The organism is Lewinella sp. (genome assembly GCF_050633125.1).
In the GTDB taxonomy this organism is placed as follows: Bacteria; Bacteroidota; Bacteroidia; order Chitinophagales; family Saprospiraceae; genus Lewinella.
In genome coordinates this window covers 15,781-36,794 of the sequence record NZ_JBOEFX010000081.1, presented here as the reverse complement: position 1 = coordinate 36,794, position 21,014 = coordinate 15,781, and the positions used below count along the sequence as shown (strand labels likewise).

10 protein-coding genes are annotated in these 21,014 nt (G+C 44.8%); 4 read left to right on the top strand and 6 right to left on the bottom strand.

The genetic code is table 11. The features are described from left to right. Positions 1-215: 215 nt before the first annotated feature. The 3 genes from ACRBG0_RS17830 to ACRBG0_RS17820 all read right to left on the bottom strand — a co-directional run bounded on the left by ACRBG0_RS17830 (position 216) and on the right by ACRBG0_RS17820 (position 6,111). A complete protein-coding gene (locus ACRBG0_RS17830) occupies positions 216-4,991 on the bottom strand; it encodes a choice-of-anchor L domain-containing protein (RefSeq protein WP_431488219.1) in 4,776 nt (1,591 codons plus the stop codon). A gap of 83 nt (positions 4,992-5,074) precedes the next feature. Next, entirely contained in the window at positions 5,075-5,479 is a 405-nt protein-coding gene (locus ACRBG0_RS17825; RefSeq protein WP_431488218.1) for a c-type cytochrome, read from the bottom strand. A gap of 17 nt (positions 5,480-5,496) precedes the next feature. Next, positions 5,497-6,111, bottom strand: coding sequence for an SCO family protein (locus ACRBG0_RS17820; protein ID WP_431488217.1), 615 nt, complete (start codon positions 6,109-6,111; stop codon positions 5,497-5,499). Between the two features lie 210 nt (positions 6,112-6,321). On the opposite strand from ACRBG0_RS17820, the gene ACRBG0_RS17815 reads away from it, so the two are divergent. Then, on the top strand, positions 6,322-7,758 hold the full coding sequence (locus ACRBG0_RS17815; protein ID WP_431488216.1) for a DASH family cryptochrome: 1,437 nt from the start codon (positions 6,322-6,324) through the stop codon (positions 7,756-7,758). A 270-nt stretch (positions 7,759-8,028) separates the two neighbouring features. Here the strand turns inward: ACRBG0_RS17815 and ACRBG0_RS17810 are convergent, their stop codons facing one another. Beyond that, on the bottom strand, positions 8,029-9,339 hold the full coding sequence (locus ACRBG0_RS17810) for a pyruvate dehydrogenase complex dihydrolipoamide acetyltransferase (protein ID WP_431488215.1): 1,311 nt from the start codon (positions 9,337-9,339) through the stop codon (positions 8,029-8,031). 179 nt (positions 9,340-9,518) lie between these two features. On the opposite strand from ACRBG0_RS17810, the gene recR reads away from it, so the two are divergent. From recR to ACRBG0_RS17795, 3 genes are all read left to right on the top strand, one after another. Further along, positions 9,519-10,127: a recombination mediator RecR gene (recR, locus tag ACRBG0_RS17805; RefSeq protein ID WP_431488214.1), complete on the top strand. Its 609-nt coding sequence runs from the start codon at positions 9,519-9,521 to the stop codon at positions 10,125-10,127. Between the two features lie 121 nt (positions 10,128-10,248). Next, positions 10,249-12,201: a glycosyltransferase gene (locus ACRBG0_RS17800; protein WP_431488213.1), complete on the top strand. Its 1,953-nt coding sequence runs from the start codon at positions 10,249-10,251 to the stop codon at positions 12,199-12,201. A 109-nt stretch (positions 12,202-12,310) separates the two neighbouring features. Then, a complete protein-coding gene (locus ACRBG0_RS17795; RefSeq protein ID WP_431488212.1) occupies positions 12,311-15,535 on the top strand; it encodes a DUF7619 domain-containing protein in 3,225 nt (1,074 codons plus the stop codon). A gap of 13 nt (positions 15,536-15,548) precedes the next feature. Here the strand turns inward: ACRBG0_RS17795 and ACRBG0_RS17790 are convergent, their stop codons facing one another. Then, positions 15,549-17,528: an OmpA family protein gene (locus ACRBG0_RS17790; RefSeq protein ID WP_431488211.1), complete on the bottom strand. Its 1,980-nt coding sequence runs from the start codon at positions 17,526-17,528 to the stop codon at positions 15,549-15,551. 383 nt (positions 17,529-17,911) lie between these two features. After that, entirely contained in the window at positions 17,912-21,013 is a 3,102-nt protein-coding gene (secDF, locus tag ACRBG0_RS17785; RefSeq protein WP_431488210.1) for a protein translocase subunit SecDF, read from the bottom strand. Between the last annotated feature and the right edge of the window lies 1 nt (position 21,014).

Genomic DNA, 21,014 nt, shown 5'->3' with positions numbered 1-21,014 from the left:
GGTAGAAAAAAACAAAAGGGAAGGCGATATTTACTTTTGTGCGACCTCATCCGAGGTCGTTTCCTTGTTTATATGTTCTTTTCTACCAATATTTCACCTCTCCGAGGTGTTTTTTTTCTTGATCCCATTCTTGATTTTGGTCGAGATGTGTCCCAACCGTTAGGCTTTAGCCCGAGCGTATAATCCACGCTCGGGCTGAAGCCCAACCTACGTCATTACCTCAATAAGGTAACTTGCCCGTTTTCTTCGACAGTCTTTCCTCCAACGCCTACTCTTACAACATAGATATAGACCTCCGATGGGGCATCTTTGTTGCCTTTCTTTCCATCCCAGCCGGGATTGTTAGGATCATCGGATTCAAAAACGACTTGTCCCCAGCGGTTGTAGACGATTAGTTCCACCACATCCATTTCTCCAAGGTAGAAGGGCTTGAATACATCATTGTTACCATCGCCGTTAGGAGAGAAGATATTAGGCATCTGGAAGAGTAACTTCTGAACAAAGAAGGAATCAACCAATTCCTGACAAGCATTGCTAATCGTAGCAAATACATACCCTGGAAGAGAATCACGTTGCGCTTGGTTGGGTGTCCAATCCAGCGGAGAGCCCATGCCGATACTACTACCATTAAACATCCAGTCAATGGCCGGGTTTGACTCGTTGGGAGCTTCTGCAACTAAGGTCAGCGTTTCTACATTCTCCTGGATAAGTCCAGTCGATAAGGTAGCATCAATGGCAAGCGTAGTGGCTTCAATTACGTTGATGGTAACATCAGTGGTCGTTGTACATTCACCTAGGCTAGCTTCCAGTGTGTAAGTAGTTGTACTGGTTGGCATTACTTCGGGGTCAGCCTCCATAAAGGAGTCACCACTGGTACTTGTCCAGTTGTAGCTTACTCCCGGCTCTACGGTACCTGTGAATAGCGTAAGCGGCAGGCCTGAATCAAAGCATAGCGTGGTGTCAGGCCGCACATCTACAAGTTGAGGAGCTTCATTTACCTGGATAAAGACGGTTGCTGTAAGTGATTCGCAATCGTTGGTAGCACTGGTACCATACTGGTAAATAAATGTAGCAACGCCACTGTTTCCAGCGGTAAAGGAAACATTGGTACCGATGGCACTTTCTCCATCATAAATCCAAGTGAGTGTCTCGGTGCCATTGCTGCTGTTGTCAATAGTAGCGGTAAGGTCAAACTCAAAACCATTACAAGTAACAATCGTATCTAACCCGTTAGCAATGCTAATAATGCTTCCTGGGTCAATGACGGTAATGGTAACTTCTTCCGTTGTACTGCCACACACATTGGTTGCTGTGCCAGTATAGGTTGTGGTCACCGCCGGATTGACGACAGGATTAGGATCTGTACTATTGAAACCAGCTGGAGTAGAAGTCCATACGTAAGTTGCATCCGAACTAGGACTAGGGTTTAACGCCAGCGGTAACTCGCCAGCACAAACAATCTGATCGTCTATTGGATTAAAATCATCGGGGCTCAATACATTTACTGTGACGGATTGCTCAATGGCACAACCTTCAATACTTGAACTGAGCGTGTACGTAGTTGTGTTAGTCGGCGTTGCAACGGGTGTTGCACAATCACTACAGCTCAAGCTTTCGGCAGGTGTCCATTCCAACTCTCCTAAATTACTTGAACTTGCGGTGAGTTGTACTTCTTCTCCGGGACAAATGACGGGTTGGTCTGGCGTAATGGTTATCTCATCATTACTGATAACATTGATGGTGACCTCCTCCACAGAAGTACAACCACCATTAATGGTAATCCGCTGATAAGTAAAGGTGTCTGTTGTGGTAAACACCATATTGAAAAGCGTATCCGACGTTTCTAAACCTATACCTATCCATTCATGAGTAATGTTAGGATAGAAAACAGGCTCGAAAGTTGGCGACGTCAAGGTTACCAATTCTCCTTGACAATAAGACTCTTCAAGAGGTTCTACCGTGATGGATAAATCGGAAGGCAGGGAATCCACCTGAACATAAACGGAATCCATAACCGTACAAGCCCCCACACTAAAGGTGGTAAAGTAAGTCGTTCCTGTTATTGGTGATGCAGTGACCGTAAGATCGGTCGTACTGCTAAGGCTTCCATCATTTGGTGACCAACCGAAGTTATCATTAGTACCAGTACTTGTTTGTGCATTGAGGGTGATACTTGAACCCAAACAGATGAGTAGGGTGTCTGGCTCGTTAGTGATAGCGACATCAGCCGCTAGTACGGTTACCGTTACCTCATTAGTTGTTGTACAAGCTTCATTTGCAGTAGTAGATGTAAGCTCGTAGGTTGTCGTTACATCAGGAAATGCAATAGGAGTTGGGCTAGTTGCATCATCCAATCCTACATCAGGACTCCAGCTGTAAGTTGTTGCTGAAACATTAGGATCTAGTAACTCGGCCAGGTTTACCCCATAATTTTGACAAATAGTGGTGTCGGTAGCTACTTCTGGGACATTGAAAAAGTCTACCTGAACCAAAACGGTATCTGCAACGACACAGCCGAAACCAAGGTCAATGGTCGCTATGTAGGAGGTTGTAAATTCAGGGTTAGCCATTGGCGTAGCAGAGGTTGGGTCATCCAAACCAGCAATCGGGCTCCAGGTAAGTCCTTCTCCATTCGTATTATTTATGGCTTCAAGCTGAACAGCCTGAGATTGACAGGTTGCTATGGTGTCTTCGACAATGTCAATGACAGGATCAAGAATAAGCAGGTAGATGGAGTCTACAGCAGCACAAGCATTACCTACTTGCCCCTCGACATATACCCATCCATTCTCCGTAGGTGTAACGGTAGGCATACTGGAAGTAACATCGTCAAAAAGGTTTACAGGTGTCCAGAAGTAATCAGAGGCGCCTTCTACCGTAAGCACAATATCGCTATTGGCACAAACCCTAGCCGTATCACTACCTGCATTGATATCAACGATCAACTGGTCATACAACTGAATCTCCAGGGTCGCGAGTTCAACCAAACCACAGCCAAAATCATTGGTCAGGGTGATGATAATATTTTCAATGCCTTCCATGTCATCCAGGTCACTAAGTACCGAAATAGGGAACGAAATCTCATTTGGACCAGGAACAAAGGTAAGTTGAGAGGGGACTACGAAAAGATAATCTTCTCCCTGGGTTGCTGTACCTGTAACTACGACATTGTAGGTAATATCGTTGTCCAGTGGATTGTCGAGACTGAAGATGACTTGATCAGGCGTATCCGTACAGTCTTCAATCAGGTAGTCAATACCAGAATTGAATTCCACGAGAAGCTCTGGGGTACCGCCGCTTAATTCAGAAACAAAAACACCAGAATCAAAAAGGTTGTCGCCCCGGTCACCAATAGCTAACTTGAGATGGTAAGTATTACATGGTTCAACCGTCGCACGAGCAGTAAGGCTTTTTTTAACCCCTAGGTAATCAGAAGTTAGTCCATCATATTGAAGGCTCAGTCCATCCTGGTTATTACGGTAGTATTCCCAATTCAGGGATGTATTTACACTGTTGATTTCTACAAAAGTATTGGTTCCTGGTATGGTAGCAATGTTGTCTTGTCCATTGAGTCCAGGGATGCCGGTTATTCCAGGCCCTGAAATAAGGAAAGCGAATATATCATTGTAGATATCATCTACGAATTCCGGGTATTCTTCAGAACCAAAGACATATTCGAAGGAAAGTTCATTGGTATTAACAAATACATCTAGTTCGATAACACAGGCATCTTCTGATGCTTCTCCATTGCCAGAAAGGTCAGAAAGGACATCCAGATCAGGATCACCTTCCACGAATAAACTCGTTGATACCCCCGCTTGGTTATTAGGTCCGATTGAACCAATGGCACTTCCTGAAGTAAGTATAAGCCCTCGTTCAAGCCCTAAGTCGGTATTGTCACCTGCGGTAAATGTACCATAAGCTACGCCTTCACAATTAATGTCTGTAATCGTTGTTTGGGTAAACGGTGTAGAGAGTGCATTCTCTATTTCTGTAGCCGTAGCCCCGGGATTAACCACAACGGGCTCGTTGATTTCACAAGCCTGAGCAGAACATTCCCAGCTGCCAGCAAATCCCTGAAAAGTACTTGTACCATCGGAAATAAACTGGATAGTCATACATCCACTGCTGGCTTGAACCGCAAAACAGACGCCTGAAGTAGCACTAGTACCACCAAAATCATTGCCGCCAAGCGTAGTGATGATTGTGCCAGGGTTTGTACCATCTCCATCATAGAAAACCATCTGATCGGTAACAGCAAAATCATTGTACTCCATATTATAGTACTCCAGGGTGAAATTGATACACTGGTTAGGCTGGTTAGGACAAATGGTGAAAACACTGTTTTCATTATTGCCATAATCCCCATCGGGGCCTCCTGAATCGTAGAGCTCTCCACTACAATTGGTAGAGCCTCCGTCAGTAATGAGGTCGATAGGGTCTTTTTTATCAATACACAACTTGAAACTTCCAGCATTTGGCGTAGCGGTACCAGAATAATCATTGATTCGTATAAAGTAGGTGATGCCAGGGGTAAGACCCTCCGCATCTAACTCTACCATTGTTTCGCCAGGATCAGCAGAAGAACAGAGTAACTCTGCCAAGTTGTTTACAGCACAAGCACCTCGATAAAGGGCGACCTGTGGATTAACAATGGAAGCTTCTCCATCGGGGCCTTCGACACCCATAACGGTAATGGTATAGTCAAAAATAGTATCGCTGGTTGTGAAAGCAAACCAGACATCACGCTGGGTGGTACCTCCGTTGAAACAAAGCGGATTATTGCCAAATCCTATGTCAGAAGCAGTAGCATCGACATTGGAATAAATTTCTGTTTCATTCCCAGGGATAGTGATATCAGGACAATAAGGTGCTACCCCTAGATCAATCAAGCCCACACAATCATCATTGACTGGTGTTTGGGCATGAAGAGAAACAGTAGTGATGAAAAAAATCAATAAAAAGAGCGTATTCTTAACGTTCTGTAGCATTGTAACAGTCATTTAGATAGAGAAGTAGACTACAATGTACTAATTCTGAAATTATTAAGGAATTTAATCTTATTACCGTCGGCTTATTTGCAGTTTTCTAATTGAAGCCGGAGTGGCTCAATAGTGACAAAACCGTAGTTGTTTCCCCAGGCGTGGTTGATGTAATTGATAATGTTTGCGATCTGGAACTCACTGAGTTTTTCGATGCCAGCCATAGGCGTTTCATACGTCGTTCCATTAACAATCAATGTGTCAGTAATTCCATAGCGAATAATACAAGCAATTTTATCTTGCTCGTTTTTCAGGAAATCTGCTTGCGCTAATGGAGGAATGTTGGCACCCAAACCACTACCATCTGCCATGTGGCAATTTTCACAATTCTTGGCATAGAGGTTTTTACCTTGCGGAAAAGGTTCCTGTTGGCAGTTTTGGGTAAGCAAGATTAACGTGATAGCAATAAGCGCGAAGCGAAAAAAGGTAGTATACATATTGTTGTTCTGTTTTATCATTCCTGTATCAGCAATTGGTCGATATCTTGAATCAAGGTATCTATAGAAGCGGGGTTAGTACCGTTGCCAAAACTTCTGATGAATCCTTTTTTGTCAATCAATACTATTCGGCCTGTATGATCAAAGCCTCCTGGCGCAGAGGAGTCTTCAACAACGATATTGAAATGGTCGTCAGCAAGTTGATAAAGTAATGCTCGGTCGCCGGTAAGGAATTGCCATTTGTCAGTTTGCTCAACCCCAATGTTTTTAGCGTAGCTAGCCAAAGCTGATACATCGTCTCGTTTAGGGTCAATGGTATGAGAAATTAGAACTACGTCTTTTTCTGTACTGAAACGCTCTTGAATCCTTAACATTTGTGCTTGCACCTTAGGGCAAATAGTCGGGCAGGAAATGAAAAAAAAGTCTACAATCCTGATTTTTCCCAGAAATGTTTCCTCAGTGACAGTAAGACTATCTTGGTTCAAGAGCTGAAAGCTTCGGACGGGATGGAACACTTTTTCTCCATCAACTTTTTCATAAGGGCCCAAAATAGGGAGGCTATCCGCTGATTGACAGCTAATGGCGAGAAATACGGAGATGGAAAAGCAAAAAATATAGAGACAATATCTCATAAAAGTACTTGAACAAGCTGAAAATCAATGATAGAAATCGACACAACATAAGGATTTTTCTCAACCCGGAAAATGTGTCTGAAAAATGATGATTTATACGGTCATTTTCCAAACCAAGTAGTTGTATCTTTGTTTTACTTTCAATGTTTTCAAAAAGAACAGTATAGTGATAGTTCTTTCCAGTAACACTGTATTGTTAAAACGATATCTATGAGCTTGCGCCGCGCAATAGTCTGGTTTCGACAAGATTTACGATTGCATGATAATGAAGCAATCACCAACGCCCTAAAGATGGCCGATGAAGTATTGCCGGTTTATGTCTTCGATGAGCGTATCTTTAGAGGGCGTACTCGATGTTTTGATTTTCCCAAAACGGGCAAATTTCGAGCTAAGTTTATCATTGAAGCAGTGGAAGATTTACGTGAACAATTGCGTGCCCGTGGAAATGAATTGGTAGTGAGGATAGGCAAGCCGGAAGAAGTCATTTTTGAGCTCGCCCGAGAATGCAGGAGTAATTGGGTTTTCTGTAATCGTGAACGAACGACAGAAGAAGTAGCGGTACAAAATACGCTAGAGAAAAACTTATGGTCAATAGGGCAGGAGGTGCTCTATACTAGAGGAAAGATGCTCTATTATACAGCAGACCTACCGTTTCCAGTTACTCATTCCCCTGATGTTTTTACCCAGTTTCGCAAGGAAGTAGAACGGATAGTTCCCGTACGGGAACCACTCCCTTCACCAAAGCATATTCCTCATTTTAGTTCGGATATCGTACCTGGATTAATTCCTACCCTTCAGGATTTTGGTCACGATGAAGTTGTTCCAGACTCACGTTCAGTTATCCCATTCCAGGGGGGAGAAACCGCAGCACTCGACAGGCTGCACTATTATTTATGGGAGACGGATCACATCAAGGAGTACAAGGAGACGCGTAACGGCTTAATCGGGGGGGATTATTCCACCAAGTTTTCGGCTTGGCTGGCGCAGGGGTGCCTTTCACCCAAAAAAATCTATCATGAGCTAAAAAAGTACGAAGCTGAGCGTGGCGCGAATAAGAGCACCTACTGGTTGTTTTTTGAACTACTCTGGCGAGATTTCTTCCGGCTTATGGGAAAAAAATATGGAGAGAAAATATTCTTAAAAGGAGGGACCAAAAGGGAAGAGCCATCAAATTTGCGCAATAATTGGCAGAATATGCGCCCTTGGCTTGAAGGAGAAACCGGTGTTCCTTTTATCGATGCCAATATGCGAGAGCTCAACCTTACGGGCTTCATGTCTAATCGTGGACGACAGAATGTAGCCAGTTTCCTGGTGAAAGATCTTTTTGTCAACTGGCAAATGGGGGCGGAATATTTTGAGTCAATGCTGATCGATTATGATGTGACCAGCAATTGGGGAAACTGGAATTACATCGCAGGCGTAGGGAGTGACCCCCGAGAAGATCGATACTTTAATATCGTTAAACAAGCTCGTCGTTATGACCCAAAAGGGAATTATGTGAAACTATGGGTGCCAGAGTTGGCAGAGTTGCCCGCAGACATGGTGCATATTCCGGATCAATTGAAATTTGTTGAGCAGGAAGAACATCATGTAGAAATTGGAAAAGATTACCCACAAGCGATTGTTGAAACCAAGAAGTGGGATTAGAGAGGTGTGGTATGAGTGTTCGCTATGCTCACGATTGTGCTCACTCGCGTTCGCGGCAGTACTCGTTAAAGCTCGCGTATAACGCGGCTACCGCCGACGTGTTCGGTGCTTTCACGAAGAATGAGTATTACTACAAGCGTATTGCAGCACAACCCGGATAAGTGGAAAACGGACAAAAACTATCTTCTTAATTCAGCTTGTCAGACTATCCTAAAAAAGGCCCGAACAACACTGTTGTCCGGGCCTTTTTAATTCAATCAAGCTGTGCAATTACACCATCAAGCGGATGGGGTCTTCAAGAATACCCTTAAACGTATTCAGGAACTGTGCAGCAGTAGCGCCGTCAATCACGCGGTGATCACAAGAAAGGGTCACTTTCATTTGACTACCGACCGTGATTTCTCCATTTTTTACAACGGGTTTCTCAATGATACCACCCACGGCTAGGATCGCAGCATCTGGCGGATTGATGATGGCTGTGAATTCTTCGATACCAAACATCCCCAAGTTAGAGATGGTGAAGGTGTTGCCTTGCATCTCGTCGGGTTGTAGTTTGCGAGTTTTGGCTTTGCCAGCCAATGTTTTTACTTCCGTATTAATTTGCGAAAGCGTTTTGATGTCCGCATAACGAACAACTGGCACCAGTAAGCCATCTTCTACAGCTACAGCTACACCGATATTGATGTCCTTATTGATACGAATATGATCATCCATCCATGCGCTATTAACAGCAGGGTGTAGGCGCAGGGCAGCAGCACTGGCTTTGACCACAAGATCATTGAAGGAAACCTTGGTAGGAGCAACTTCGTTGATGCGCTTGCGCAATGAAATGGCTTTGTTCATGTTGATTTCTACCGTCAGGTAAAAATGAGGAGCGGTGAATTTGCTTTCGCCTAAACGGCGAGCAATCACCTTACGCATTTGCGAAAGTGGAACAGTTTCAAAGTTATCACCACCACCAGTGTAAGCAAATGGCGTAACAGCTGGGGCTGCTTGTTCTTTTGCAGGAGCAGGAGCAGCGGCTGGACTTGGTGCAGCAACCGCAGGCGCAGGGCTTGGCGCAGGAGCAGAAGATTTCTGTTCTATCGCAGCTTCAATATCACGCTTCACGATGCGACCTTGATCACCAGACCCGGTAACATTACCTAAGTCGATATTCGCTTCTTTGGCCATGCTCCGAGCAAGTGGAGAAGCTTTCAGTCGGTCTCCTTCACTTTCAGGTGAAGCAGCAGTAGCAGGACTTGCTGAGGAAGATTCTTCTTCTACGGCAGCAGGGGCATCCGAGCTGCTATCATCTCCTCCATCAACATCACCGGCAGCAGCGATAGCTGCTTTCCAGTCTTCTCCTTCTTCTCCAATTACAGCGATAACGCCATTGATAGGGACTTGACCTTCCTTTACGGCGATGTGTAGTAACACACCGTCAAAATAACTATCCAATTCCATGGTAGCTTTGTCGGTTTCCACTTCAGCCAGTGTTTCACCAGCTTCTACGGTTTCTCCTTCAGCTTTGAGCCAACCGATAATGTTACCTTCTTCCATGGTGTCGCTCATGCGCGGCATACGAATGACTTCCGCCATAATATTTTGATGTTTTTCTGTTGTTTCTTGTAAATCTTTGGTCAAGGCTGACGCAAAAATGCAATTTTTTTATGAAATTATCCTTATCCTAGCAATCAACAGCTTAACCTTTTCATAGTTCATGTTATCCTCTATTGTCAAAGAAGGCTGTATCTTTGCGCAGCACGAAGAAAACAAATATGCAATTCTCCTCCAAATTAATTGAGGAAGCAGTCGAAGCTTTTTCTAGTCTTCCCGGAATTGGTCGCAAAACAGCCCTGCGCCTGGTACTTCACATGGTTCAACAACCTGGTGAAACCGTAGATGCATTTGCCAGCGCACTCACCAAAATGCGTAGTGGTATTCAAGAATGTGAACAATGCCATAATCTTAGCGATGATAAGCTTTGCACCGTCTGTAAAGATGACCGCCGCAACCCCCAGCTCGTCTGTGTCGTCGAGAACATCAGGGATGTAATGGCCATTGAAGAAACGGGACAGTACCGCGGGCGCTACCATGTTTTGGGTGGCGTCATCTCTCCGATAGAAGGTATCGGCCCAGCTGAATTGAATATTGACTCCTTGGTCGGTAGAATTGATGAAAGAGGGATAAAAGAGGTCATTATGGCTATCAGCCCTACCATAGAAGGTGATACAACTATCTTTTATATTACTAAACAACTCGCAGCGCTTGATGTGAAAGTCAGTACCATCGCTCGGGGCGTTTCCTTTGGCGGGGAACTAGAATACGCAGACGGCCTCACGCTGGGCCGCAGTATTGTAGCTCGTATACCCTATAAGGTAGATTAGTGGGGAGTCAATGGGTGCCAAAATATTTAGGTAATGTACAGGTTGTCGTTCATCAAAAAAAACTCTGCGTCTCTGCGTCTCTGCGCGAACAACGCTTTAATGCATACTCGCCATTAGTGCTATGAAACTCAGTATCGTTATTGTCAACTATAATGTCCGGTACTTTCTGGAACAAACACTTCTCTCCGTAAGGAAAGCTGCGGCTCATGTGTCTGCCGAGGTTTTTGTAGTGGATAATAATTCTGTCGACGACTCGGTCAGCATGGTACGCGAGAAGTTTCCTGAAGTCAAACTTATTGCCAATCAGGATAACCCCGGTTTTTCTATTGCCAACAATCAAGCTATCCGGCAAGCAACCGGAGAATATGTATTATTGCTCAACCCGGATACCTTGGTGGAAGAAGATACCTTCACCACCTGTGTCACTTTTATGGACGCTCACCCCGAAGCAGGCGGATTAGGGGTTAGAATGATCGATGGAGCCGGTAATTTCTTGCCTGAATCCAAACGGGGTTTTCCCTCTCCTTGGGTGGCTTTCGCCAAAACATTTGGTTTAGCAAAGATTTTTCCGTCCTCTCCGCGCTTCAATCATTACCATTTAGGCTATCTCTCGGAACACGAAACACATGAAATAGAAGTGCTTTCCGGCGCATTCATGTTTATGCGCAGTAGCGCCTTGGAAAAAGTAGGCCTGCTGGACGAAGCCTTTTTTATGTACGGTGAAGACATTGATCTCTCTTACCGGATTGTACAAGGTGGTTACAAAAACTACTACCTGCCTACAACAACAATCATTCACTACAAAGGCGAGAGCACAAAAAAAGGAAGCCTTAATTACGTCAAGGCTTTTTACCAGGCCATGATCATTTTTGCTCGCAAACATTTTCAGGGCGGGCAAGCACGTTTATTCGTAGCCATGCTACAAGGGGCCATCTATCTGAGAGCAGGGATGACTTTGGTGAGCAATATGATCCGCAAAATATACCTGCCAGCACTGGAGGGGATCCTGATTTATCTAGGCTTGATTTTTTTACAAAATTTTTGGGCAAATTATCATTTTCAAAACCCTGATTATTACGAACCAGCAGTGCGTTATATCAACTTTCCGCTGTATGTACTGATCTGGCTCGGGAGCAACTTTTTCTCAGGGGCTTATGATGAGCCTTTCCGGTTACGCCGACTCCTGCGGGGGCTACTTATGGGCACCTTGATCTTAGCGGCTACTTATGGTTTTTTAGAGCAAGAATATCGGAGTTCACGAGCGCTTATTTTATTGGGAGCAGCTTGGGCGTTCGGGATTACACTTGCCACTCGAATGTTGTTGTATTTCTTGCGTTATAAGTCGCTGGCGATAGGGCAGGAGCAACAGCGCAGATTGGTGCTTGTCGGAAGTGAAGAAGAAGCTTCCCGCGCATTGCAATTGCTGCAACAAGCCAATGTGCGTACCAATTTCGTCGGTCGCGTAGCACCGGAAAGTAAAGAAACGGGAACCTTGGGTATTCTAAACCAATTGGATGAGGTTGTCAGGATATATCGCATTGAAGAATTGATCTTCTGCTCTCGCGACCTCCCCGCTCAGTCCATCATGAAATGGATGAGTATGCTCGGCCCCAAAATGCTGTACAAAATTCTCCCAGAGGATAGTGTAAGTATCATCGGCAGCCACTCCAAGAACCACAGCGGTGAGCTTTATACGATTGACGTACAGTTTGCTATTGCTCAGCCATTACTACGCCGTAACAAGCGTTTGTTGGATATAGGAATGAGCTTATTTCTTTTGCTTTTCTTTCCAGTAAGTATACTGATGGTTAAAAAGCCGCTGGGCCTACTTCAGAATATCTTTAAGGTACTGATCGGTCGCCGGAGTTGGGTCGGATATGCTGATTCAGCAACCAGCAGAGAATTACTACCCCAAATCAAACCGGGCGTCTTGAACCCTGTCTTGCCACTAGAGATCAGCCAGCCTGACGAAGCTACCGTCCATCGTTTGAACCTTCTTTACGCCAAAGATTACCAGCTCTGGATGGATTTGGATATTGTTTGGAAGGGTAGGGTAGATTTGGGAAAGCAATAGTTTGTTATCTCCCTATAAATGAATTCATTGTAAAGGCTTGTTGAATTGAAATGTTTGTATATTGGTAGGACGTTTTGCTATTAATCCGCTTTTCTGAAATCTTGAAAATATGAGAACGCTCCTCTCTACGCTATTAATTCTTTTAGGTGTAAACCTTGTCGCACAGGCAACCTGGACCAACCATATCAATGACCACATTATCGAGGATATCGCACTTGAGGGCGACTTCTTTTGGACGGCTACCCAAGGAGGACTCGTGAAAATGAATATTGAAACCAATGAGAAAGAATTCATACGGGCAGCCAACAGCGGCTATCGTGGTGGTAGTCCAAAGGAGATTGAGATAACCGAAGACGGCACTAAATGGATAGGAGGCCAGAATTCAGGCCTTTTTCGTTGGGATGGTGAAAACAGCTGGGAGAACTTCTATTTTATCAATACTGGAGATACGCTGATAGAAATTGACAAGCTTAAACTTGACCCCAATGGAAATCCGTGGTTTCTTTCCGTATCAAACGGCACCTGTTGGGGGTGCCCAAAGTTGATAAGCTACGATGGAAGTGAGTTTAGTAATCATCAGGCAAATCTCCAATTACCCATAGATCGGGGAGTGAAAGATTTTGCCTTTATTGATGAAAATGAACTGTGGGTTGCTGCCTATAATGACATCATCAGGTACGACGGTAATGAAATGCTAATGACTTATTCCCCTACCGCAATAGGTTTAGTACAGGACGAAAGTATTCGACGTATTGAAGTTGATAACCAAGGGGTTTTATGGGTGTCTACCGAGAATTATACTACTGGATATGATCGACTGATAAAATTTGATGGCAATCAATGGCTCATAGAAGACGGTAACGCACCTGGTTATGTTACCAGTTTTTTTAAAGATATAAATGGTGAGTTGTGGGCTAATTTTTTTGGAGGAGCTACGGAAAGCAATAGCTATGGCACCCACAATGGTACAGCGTGGCAATATTACACGACCAATACTTTGGATATTCCCATCTGGTATGGAACGCCTGTACTATACGCAGTAGACTCGGCTAATAGTTTATGGTTTCACGCTTTTAGTGGGATGCAAGCTCCCAAAGTTTTCAATGCTGATGGTACTTCAATAACTGCTTATGATACACAACTAACGCCGCTCGCTAGTAACCTGAATGATGCGATGGTCATTGATTGTGACAACAATATTTGGCTGGCAGGATACGACCTTAGCAGGTTTGATGGAGAGAATTGGGAGCTGTTTTATAGAGAAGAAACGGGGTTTGAATCTAGCGTACGGCAGGCAGTCATTGACCCTCAAACTTGTGGCGTTTGGTTTGCTTTGTGGAGCAATGGCCCCGATGAACCAGAAGTAGGATATTACGACGGCTCCGATTTTACCACTTTTGATATAGGCTCAACCAGTGCAAGATGTATAGACGTCTCAACGAGTAGTACGCTATATGTTGGTACCCATACGATGGGTTTAGCCGTGCGCGAAGATGACCAATGGACTTTTTTCAATGAAGGTAATTCTCCCCTAAATAACCACGTGAGGTCTGTGAAAATGCATAGCAATGGAGCGCTATGGGTCGGTAGCCGTGATGAGGGTTTAGCGAGATGGGAAAATGGCGAATGGACGATCTTTGACGCCAGCAATTCTCCTGTTACCGCAAACTGTTATTGGATTTATGAAGACAGCGAGCAAAACCTATGGGTTAGTGCCGATGGTGGCCTGGCTAAGTATGACGGAACAGAGTGGGAGTTTTTAGCCCTTGATCCAAGCTTTTTTGGCGTCACGGGTATGAAGGAGGATGTTGATGGCCATTTCTGGCTGAGTGTAACTTATGGGGTGGTTTATTGGAATGGCTATTCGACCTCATTCTATAATATTGAAAATACAGGAATGACTTCTAGTTATATCCGCGAAATTGTCATTGACCCAGCTACAAATGATGTTTGGTTTTTGCATCTGTATGGGGCTTCCGTGCTGGAAAACTACCAGAACGGTAACAATATCAGTGGGCTGGTTTTTATTGATCGCAATGAGAATGGCGTTTTTGAATCGTCAGAAGACGTTCGTCTTCCTGGCCAGGAGGTCTTGCTTTTGCCAGATAATACGAGCGCTATCACGAATAGTTTGGGCGCTTACAGCTTCTACCCAACACAGAGCGGTGATTACGAGATCACTTCTACGCCAATTGCGCCTCTTACGCCAGTTACTGCGACGAGCTTAAATATAGCATACGCCAATGAGTCTATTGCGGAACAGGATTTTGCGGTATACGCAGAGGAACTACCAGAACGCGTGAGTATAGATGTGGTAGCAGGGCAGTTGGTTTGTAACGAAGAGGGCAGCATCTGGGTGACCTTTCGCAATGAAGCTCTTTTGCCAGCAAATGGAGACGTTACCCTTACATTTCCAGCTAACTTTACTTTCGTAGAGACGATGCCTGAAGCATCATCCGTCACTGATACAGAAGTTACCTGGTCGTTTAGTAATTTAGGATCATTGGAATCCCGTGTGTTTCGCCTCCAGCTAGTTGCCCCAGGGGTAGAAGAACTCAACGAGACCTACTCGTTCACGGGCAATATTATCAGTGGTGAACAGAACCTTTCTTCTTCGGATGAACGCATCTTATTATGTTCTTTTGATCCCAATGACAAGACATGTACCGCAGTAGGTGAGTCAAGTGCTAACTATTCCTTATTAGGTGAAGCACTACAATACACTATTCGTTTTCAAAACATGGGTAACTATAGGGCCAAGGATGTCGTAATTCGCGACTTCATTGATCCGTCTCTGGATATCTCATCTTTGCAAGTACTTTCTAGTAGCCACTTAATGACGACAACAATCAACAGCGACCGTGAGGCTGTTTTCCGATTTATGGACATTAATCTGCCGCCTGAGATGGAAGATGTAACTGGTAGCCAGGGTTTTATCAAATACCAAATAAATCCTTTAGCGGAACTGCCAGATCCTACACCAATTCACAATACCGCACATATCTATTTTGACCTCAACCCAGCTATTATTACGAACACCACCGAAAATATCCTGGTAGAAGACCTTTCTGTTGATACCGATGAACCCGTAGAGACGTTACAGGTTCGTGTTTACCCTAATCCATCCCGGACAGGTTTTTGGCTTGATTGGCAAGATGCAAACCAACAGGAAAACTGGGAGGCAGAAGTGTTTGACCTTGCAGGAAGAATAGTTTTACGCTACAAAGGAAGTTCCCTCCGCGAGCAAATCACAATCTCAAGGCCAGGGCTCTACCTTCTTAGAATGCGTAAAGGTGAGCACTGGGTAACTCGAAAAATAGTGGTGATGGAGTAATAGGCATGACTTCTTACTCCAAAATCTTAAATGTCGTCCGCCGATTCTCCTGGTGGTCCTCCTCGCTGCAACGGCTACAAAGACAATCATTTGCTGGTTGGCTTTCGCCGTAACCCAAGGCGGCCAATCGACTGGCATCAATGCTTTTTTGGTTGATTAGGTAATCAACGGCAGCTTGTGCCCGGCGCTGACTCAAGGATTCGTTGTAGGGGTCGCCACCACGGCAGTCTGTATGACTACCAAGTTGGATGCGTATTTTCGGGTTTTTCTCCAGGATATTAGCGAGGGCATCGAGCGTAGGTTTTGCATCATCGCGGATGAAGGACTCATCAAAATCGTAGTAGATATTTTCGAGGACAATCTCCTGGTTAAGGAAGATTTTTTCCAGAACGATCTCTACTTCATAGAGTTGCTCCGGATTGCGGGGGTCTTCGGGAAGGCCGATGCTGCTGAATTTGCCATCGTTGTTGAGGTAACCTGCTTTGTTGGCAAAGAAAGCATAGAGGGAATTGTCTTGAATGTTAAGGCTGATTTTCCCTTCCTCACCAACATCAACAGTACGTTCTTCACGGCCTAGTTGAATCTTTAAGCTTGCTCCCGGTAATGGGCGTTTTCCTAGCACTCTGCTATTAGGGTTGCTAGGGTCTTCATAAATTTTTTCTACTACGTAAACGTCTAGCGTATTTTTGTAGACGATAGGCTCCGAATCATCTGGTTCTGGCTCAGGAGGCAAAACTTTCTGGGTGAATTTGTAAATATCATCACCGCCAATCTCCCCACGACGGGAAGTGAAGTAGCCTGTAGCAACAACATCTCCTTGGTTGGTTTGCTTACGGCGATCGATGACAAAACCAAAATCATCACCTCCTGAGTTAACAGGCGTTTTTAGGTTGATAGGAGGTGCCCAATTGCCAGAAGCCAGCGGGTAAGTTTTGAATACATCCAAGCCCCCCATACCCGTGTGACCGGAAGAGGCAAAATACATGGTGTCTTGATCGAAAGTAGGGAACTGCTCGTCAGCTTCTGTATTTACAGATCGACTTAGCAGCTTGGGATCACTCCAGTTTCCGTTTTCGTAGACAGAAGAATAAATATCGAAGCCGCCCCATCCGTCTGGGTGTTCCGAGCTGAAGTACAATGTTTTACCATCCGGCCCCATCGTAGGGTGCATATAGTTAACACCAGCCTCCTGAAAAGGGAGTGGTGTTGCCGGACCGTAGGTGCCGTCTGCAATTTTATTGCTTACCATTATTTTACAAAAGGCATCTTCTCCCTTGGGAGCGTTGCACCTTGTGAAAAACACCTGACTTTGATCTCTGTTAAAACTGAGCGTCCCTTCATTGTCAGCAGTATTCAAGCCAAAGGGTAATGGAGTGACCGTATTGGTGGTAAGGTTAAGTACAAAGAAATCACTAAAAGCCTCTCCTGTCCAATTGTAAGCCTCTTCCCCTGTCGCATCGGCCCGGTCAGAAGTGATAATCAATTCTTCTTGGCCATAGAGTACTGGCGCATAGTCCGAAGAAGCAGAATTTGCAACCAAGGCTTCTACTTCGTATTCCTGGCGTTCTTCTTCACTCCATTCTGCCGCAGTTTCGCAAGCTCGAATCTCTTTACGGTATTCATAGGGGCTTCCAATTTCTAAACCCAATTCTTTGTAAACACGAGCAGCCTCCCGGTAATCTCCAGCTTGCTTAAGTGCTTGCGCATAGTTACGCAGGGCATCCATGCCATATTGGTTGTCGTAAGCTGTTTTATACCAACTGATGGCATCAGCGCCTTGATTAAGGCCATCGTAAGCGGTGCCGAGCAGGTAGGCAATCTTTCCTTTTTCTATCCTTGTATCTGCTTTGCTATATTCCTTCTTTAGCATTTTAACCGCTACAGCGTATTGCTTGCGATCTACCGCCATCTCACCATCCTGAATTTTCATGGTATAGGAGCACGCAGCTAGTAAAAGAACAAGAAGACTTAGTAAAGAGAGATGCTTGATCATCGGGAATTGAATTAAGAAGTGGTTTAGATACAAAAATCACTTTTGGGCTTAAGAACTACCAAAGAAAACGATTTTCCTCAATTTATTGTTGTCGCTAATTTCTTTTATGTCGTTTAATGCTAAAGGAGAGTGACACTTTTAGGCCTGTATTTACGACCCATCCTCTAGCTCCCTCCCTTGTGATGGAGGGAGGATTTTTAATATATAAAGCTAGATTGAATAACCTACCGTGATGTGCTTTCCATCCTGCCACTGTGCATATCGCGACTCTTGCCGAGATACCTCGCAGAAAACGACCAAAGCCGCTCCGACAATGTCGAAGCGGCTTTGGAAAATATTAGGCGGAAAATACCAAGTACCTAAGTACTTAATATAATATACCTTTAAGAATTCTGACCAGCGCGAGAGAAGCTCCGACGTCCGTCATCAGCCTTTTTCATTTGCAGATCATCTGACAAATCGTGTACCAATGGAGTAGCCACGAAGATAGATGAGTAAGTACCTACTAGAACACCCACGAGGATTGCGAAAGCAAAACCTTTGATGCTGGCTCCACCGAAGAGGAAGAGTACCAATACACCGAAGAGGGTAGTTAAAGAGGTAATGATCGTACGGCTAACCGTACTGTTCACTGCTGCGTTGATCACAGAAGTCTTATCACCGCTAGTGTAAGTGTTGAAGTATTCACGGATACGGTCAAATACAACCACGGTATCGTTAATCGAGTAACCAATTACGGTCAAGATTGCAGCGATAAAGGGTTGGTCAATTTCCATACTGAAACCGAAGACGCCGTGTCCCAAAGAGAAGATACCCAATACGATCAAAGTATCGTGGAACAAAGCCGCAACGGCACCCAGTGAGTACTGCCACTTGCTAAAGCGGATAAAGATGTAAAGGAAGATCAACAACAGGGCAAAGATGGCCGCGTAAATTGCACTCCGAGTAATATCATCGGCAATCGTAGGACCTACTTTGCTAAAGCTGGAAACATGGGTGCCCACACCGCCAGCATTACTGAATTGATCGAAAGGTACTTCGCTACCAATGGTGCTAACAACACCCTCGTGAAGGGCATGCATAACCAGTGTTTCTGGCTTATTAGCGTTGGCTTCATCTTCGTTAGCGTAAGCCTCTGGATCGAATTGTACATCAATGAGGTAGTCTGTTACTACATTGAAGGTATTGACACCAGCTACTTCTTTAACGATAGGCGTGCTACCCTCAAAAGCAGTTGCAAGATTGGCACGTAGGCCATCAATGTCAACATCGATATTGTCATCAAAAGAGATGTTGTAGTTGTAACCTCCTTTGAAATCTACACCTAGCTCGAAACCGCGAGTAACGAAAGACACAAGGCTCAAAGCGATCAGCGTTCCAGAGATGATATAAGCGATACGACGCTTACCCATCCAGTCGATCTGCATATTAGCAAATGCGTTCTTCGATACGCTGGTATTAAAGCTGATGTCTTTCTTACGCTTCAAGTAGCTGTCAAGCATCAAGCGCCCTACCAGTACTGCTGTGAATAAAGAAGAAAGTACACCGATGATCAATACAACCGCAAATCCTTTGATTGGGCCCAAACCGAAGTAGGCAAGGACAATCGCTGTAAGGATCGTCGTAACGTTGGCATCAATGATTGCAGAATAAGAGTGCTTGAAACCGTCAGCAACAGCCATTATGGTTGACTTGCCTTCTCGCAATTCTTCTCGAATCCTTTCGTAGATGATTACGTTCGCATCCACGGCCATACCAATCGTTAAGATGATACCTGCGAAACCAGGGAGGGTAAGTACCGTTCCGTAGCTAGCAAGAGCGCCAAAGATGAAGACAAGGTTTAACAGCAATGCAATAACAGATACAATACCACCACCACCGTAGTAGAAAACCATGAACGCAATTACGATCAAGAAACCTACAGCAAGTGCTGTCATTGAGCTTTTAATGTTCGCTGCACCAAGGGTAGGACCTACCACTGATTCCTGAATGATCTCCGTGCTAGCAGGTAACTTACCAATCTCCAAAATATTGGAAAGGTCAGTTGCTTCCTGTAGCGAGAAGCTACCAGAAATAGAGCTCGATCCGCCGGTAATAGGCTCGTTTACACGAGGAGCAGAAGCTACCTCGTCATCCAGAAGAATGGCGATTTCACGGTTACCGTTATTCGCAGCTTCTGTAGTCATGCGTGCCCAAATTTTAGCACCCGTTTGATCCATATTCAAGGATACAGCAATCTGGTTGCTCTGAGGGTCTGGCTGCGCACTTGCATCAACTACATGGTCACCACTTAGAGGAGCTTCGCCAGAGCGAGGCATCTTAATGGCATATACTTCAAACATCTCCAACGGACGATCACTCTCGTCCAGTAAGGTGCTTTCGAAAGGTTTCTGTGAGAAACGGAAACGAAGATCAGAAGGGAACAAGTTCAGGATTTCCTCCATCTCTAGTACTCTCTTCAGTTCAGCGATATTGCTGCGGCTAACTACACCGATTACAGCACCCTGGCCTGGTGACATCAAGTCAAACAGAGGGCCGTTAAGGCTGTTCTGTGCGTAGATCGTATCGATCTTTTCAATTTCGTTAGAAACATTACCAAGTGAATCGGTTACATAAAGCGTATCAACACGCTCGATGGTCTGTTCTGTATTTGCACCACGAATGGTACGCAACTTTTCGTTAGCCTGTGTCAGCGCATTAGAAACGGCTGGGTCACTTACGCGGAACGTTTCGAAAAATTCCAGGTTGGCTGCTGCCTGTAGGAATTCACGAGCACGTTGTGGGTTGTCAATGCCAGGAAGTTCAACCAAAATAAGGTCGCGTTCCTGGTCAAGGTTAACGTTTGGTTGCACAACACCCAACTTGTCAATACGCTGCTTGAGCAGGTTGAAAGTGAGTTCTACTGTTTCGTCCGCCTTGGTCCGTAGAATACGGATAACTTCGGCATCGGTCGTCTCGTAGTTGATCTCATCACGCAAAGATTCGTTGCGTTGGAAGATAGGAGCGAGGCGATCTTCACCGCGTACTTCCTGCCATGCGTCGGCAAAAAGAGCAACGAAATCAGACTGTGCATTTAACTGAGCTTTGGAGGCATTTTCTAATGCAGTTCGAAATTTTTGGTCCTTGGAATTCTGGGCGAGCGTCCTTATTAGTTCTCTCAGGTCAATCTGTAATACAACACTCATACCGCCTTTCAAATCAAGACCGTAAGCCAATTGCTGGCTTTTGAGTTCTTGATAAGTGTAAGACTTGAGTAACGGTATTTTAAATATCGTCTGGCTAGACATAGAGTCTAGGTACGCGCGAACCGCATCCGTATGGGCTTGGTTCTGTTCCGCGTCGTCTTCAATGGATGACGAAATGCTCAGCGCATAGCGCTCAGCGTCCTTTTCTACCCGATTTGTCGGGAGAATAAATAGGTACTGGATCAAAGTGACCAGTATCATCACCACAAGAAAGAATTTTACAATTCCTTTACCTTGCATA

Excerpts from the sequence above, each read along its gene's own strand:
- ACRBG0_RS17800 (WP_431488213.1), top strand. The coding sequence starts at position 10,249 with ATGAAACTCAGTATCGTTATTGTCAACTATAATGTCCGGTACTTTCTG.
- ACRBG0_RS17830 (WP_431488219.1), bottom strand. The coding sequence starts at position 4,991 with ATGCTACAGAACGTTAAGAATACGCTCTTTTTATTGATTTTTTTCATC.
- recR (WP_431488214.1), top strand. The coding sequence starts at position 9,519 with ATGCAATTCTCCTCCAAATTAATTGAGGAAGCAGTCGAAGCTTTTTCT.
- ACRBG0_RS17815 (WP_431488216.1), top strand. The coding sequence starts at position 6,322 with ATGAGCTTGCGCCGCGCAATAGTCTGGTTTCGACAAGATTTACGATTG.
- ACRBG0_RS17820 (WP_431488217.1), bottom strand. The coding sequence starts at position 6,111 with ATGAGATATTGTCTCTATATTTTTTGCTTTTCCATCTCCGTATTTCTC.
- ACRBG0_RS17825 (WP_431488218.1), bottom strand. The coding sequence starts at position 5,479 with ATGTATACTACCTTTTTTCGCTTCGCGCTTATTGCTATCACGTTAATC.
- secDF (WP_431488210.1), bottom strand. The coding sequence starts at position 21,013 with ATGCAAGGTAAAGGAATTGTAAAATTCTTTCTTGTGGTGATGATACTG.
- ACRBG0_RS17795 (WP_431488212.1), top strand. The coding sequence starts at position 12,311 with ATGAGAACGCTCCTCTCTACGCTATTAATTCTTTTAGGTGTAAACCTT.
- ACRBG0_RS17790 (WP_431488211.1), bottom strand. The coding sequence starts at position 17,528 with ATGATCAAGCATCTCTCTTTACTAAGTCTTCTTGTTCTTTTACTAGCT.
- ACRBG0_RS17810 (WP_431488215.1), bottom strand. The coding sequence starts at position 9,339 with ATGGCGGAAGTCATTCGTATGCCGCGCATGAGCGACACCATGGAAGAA.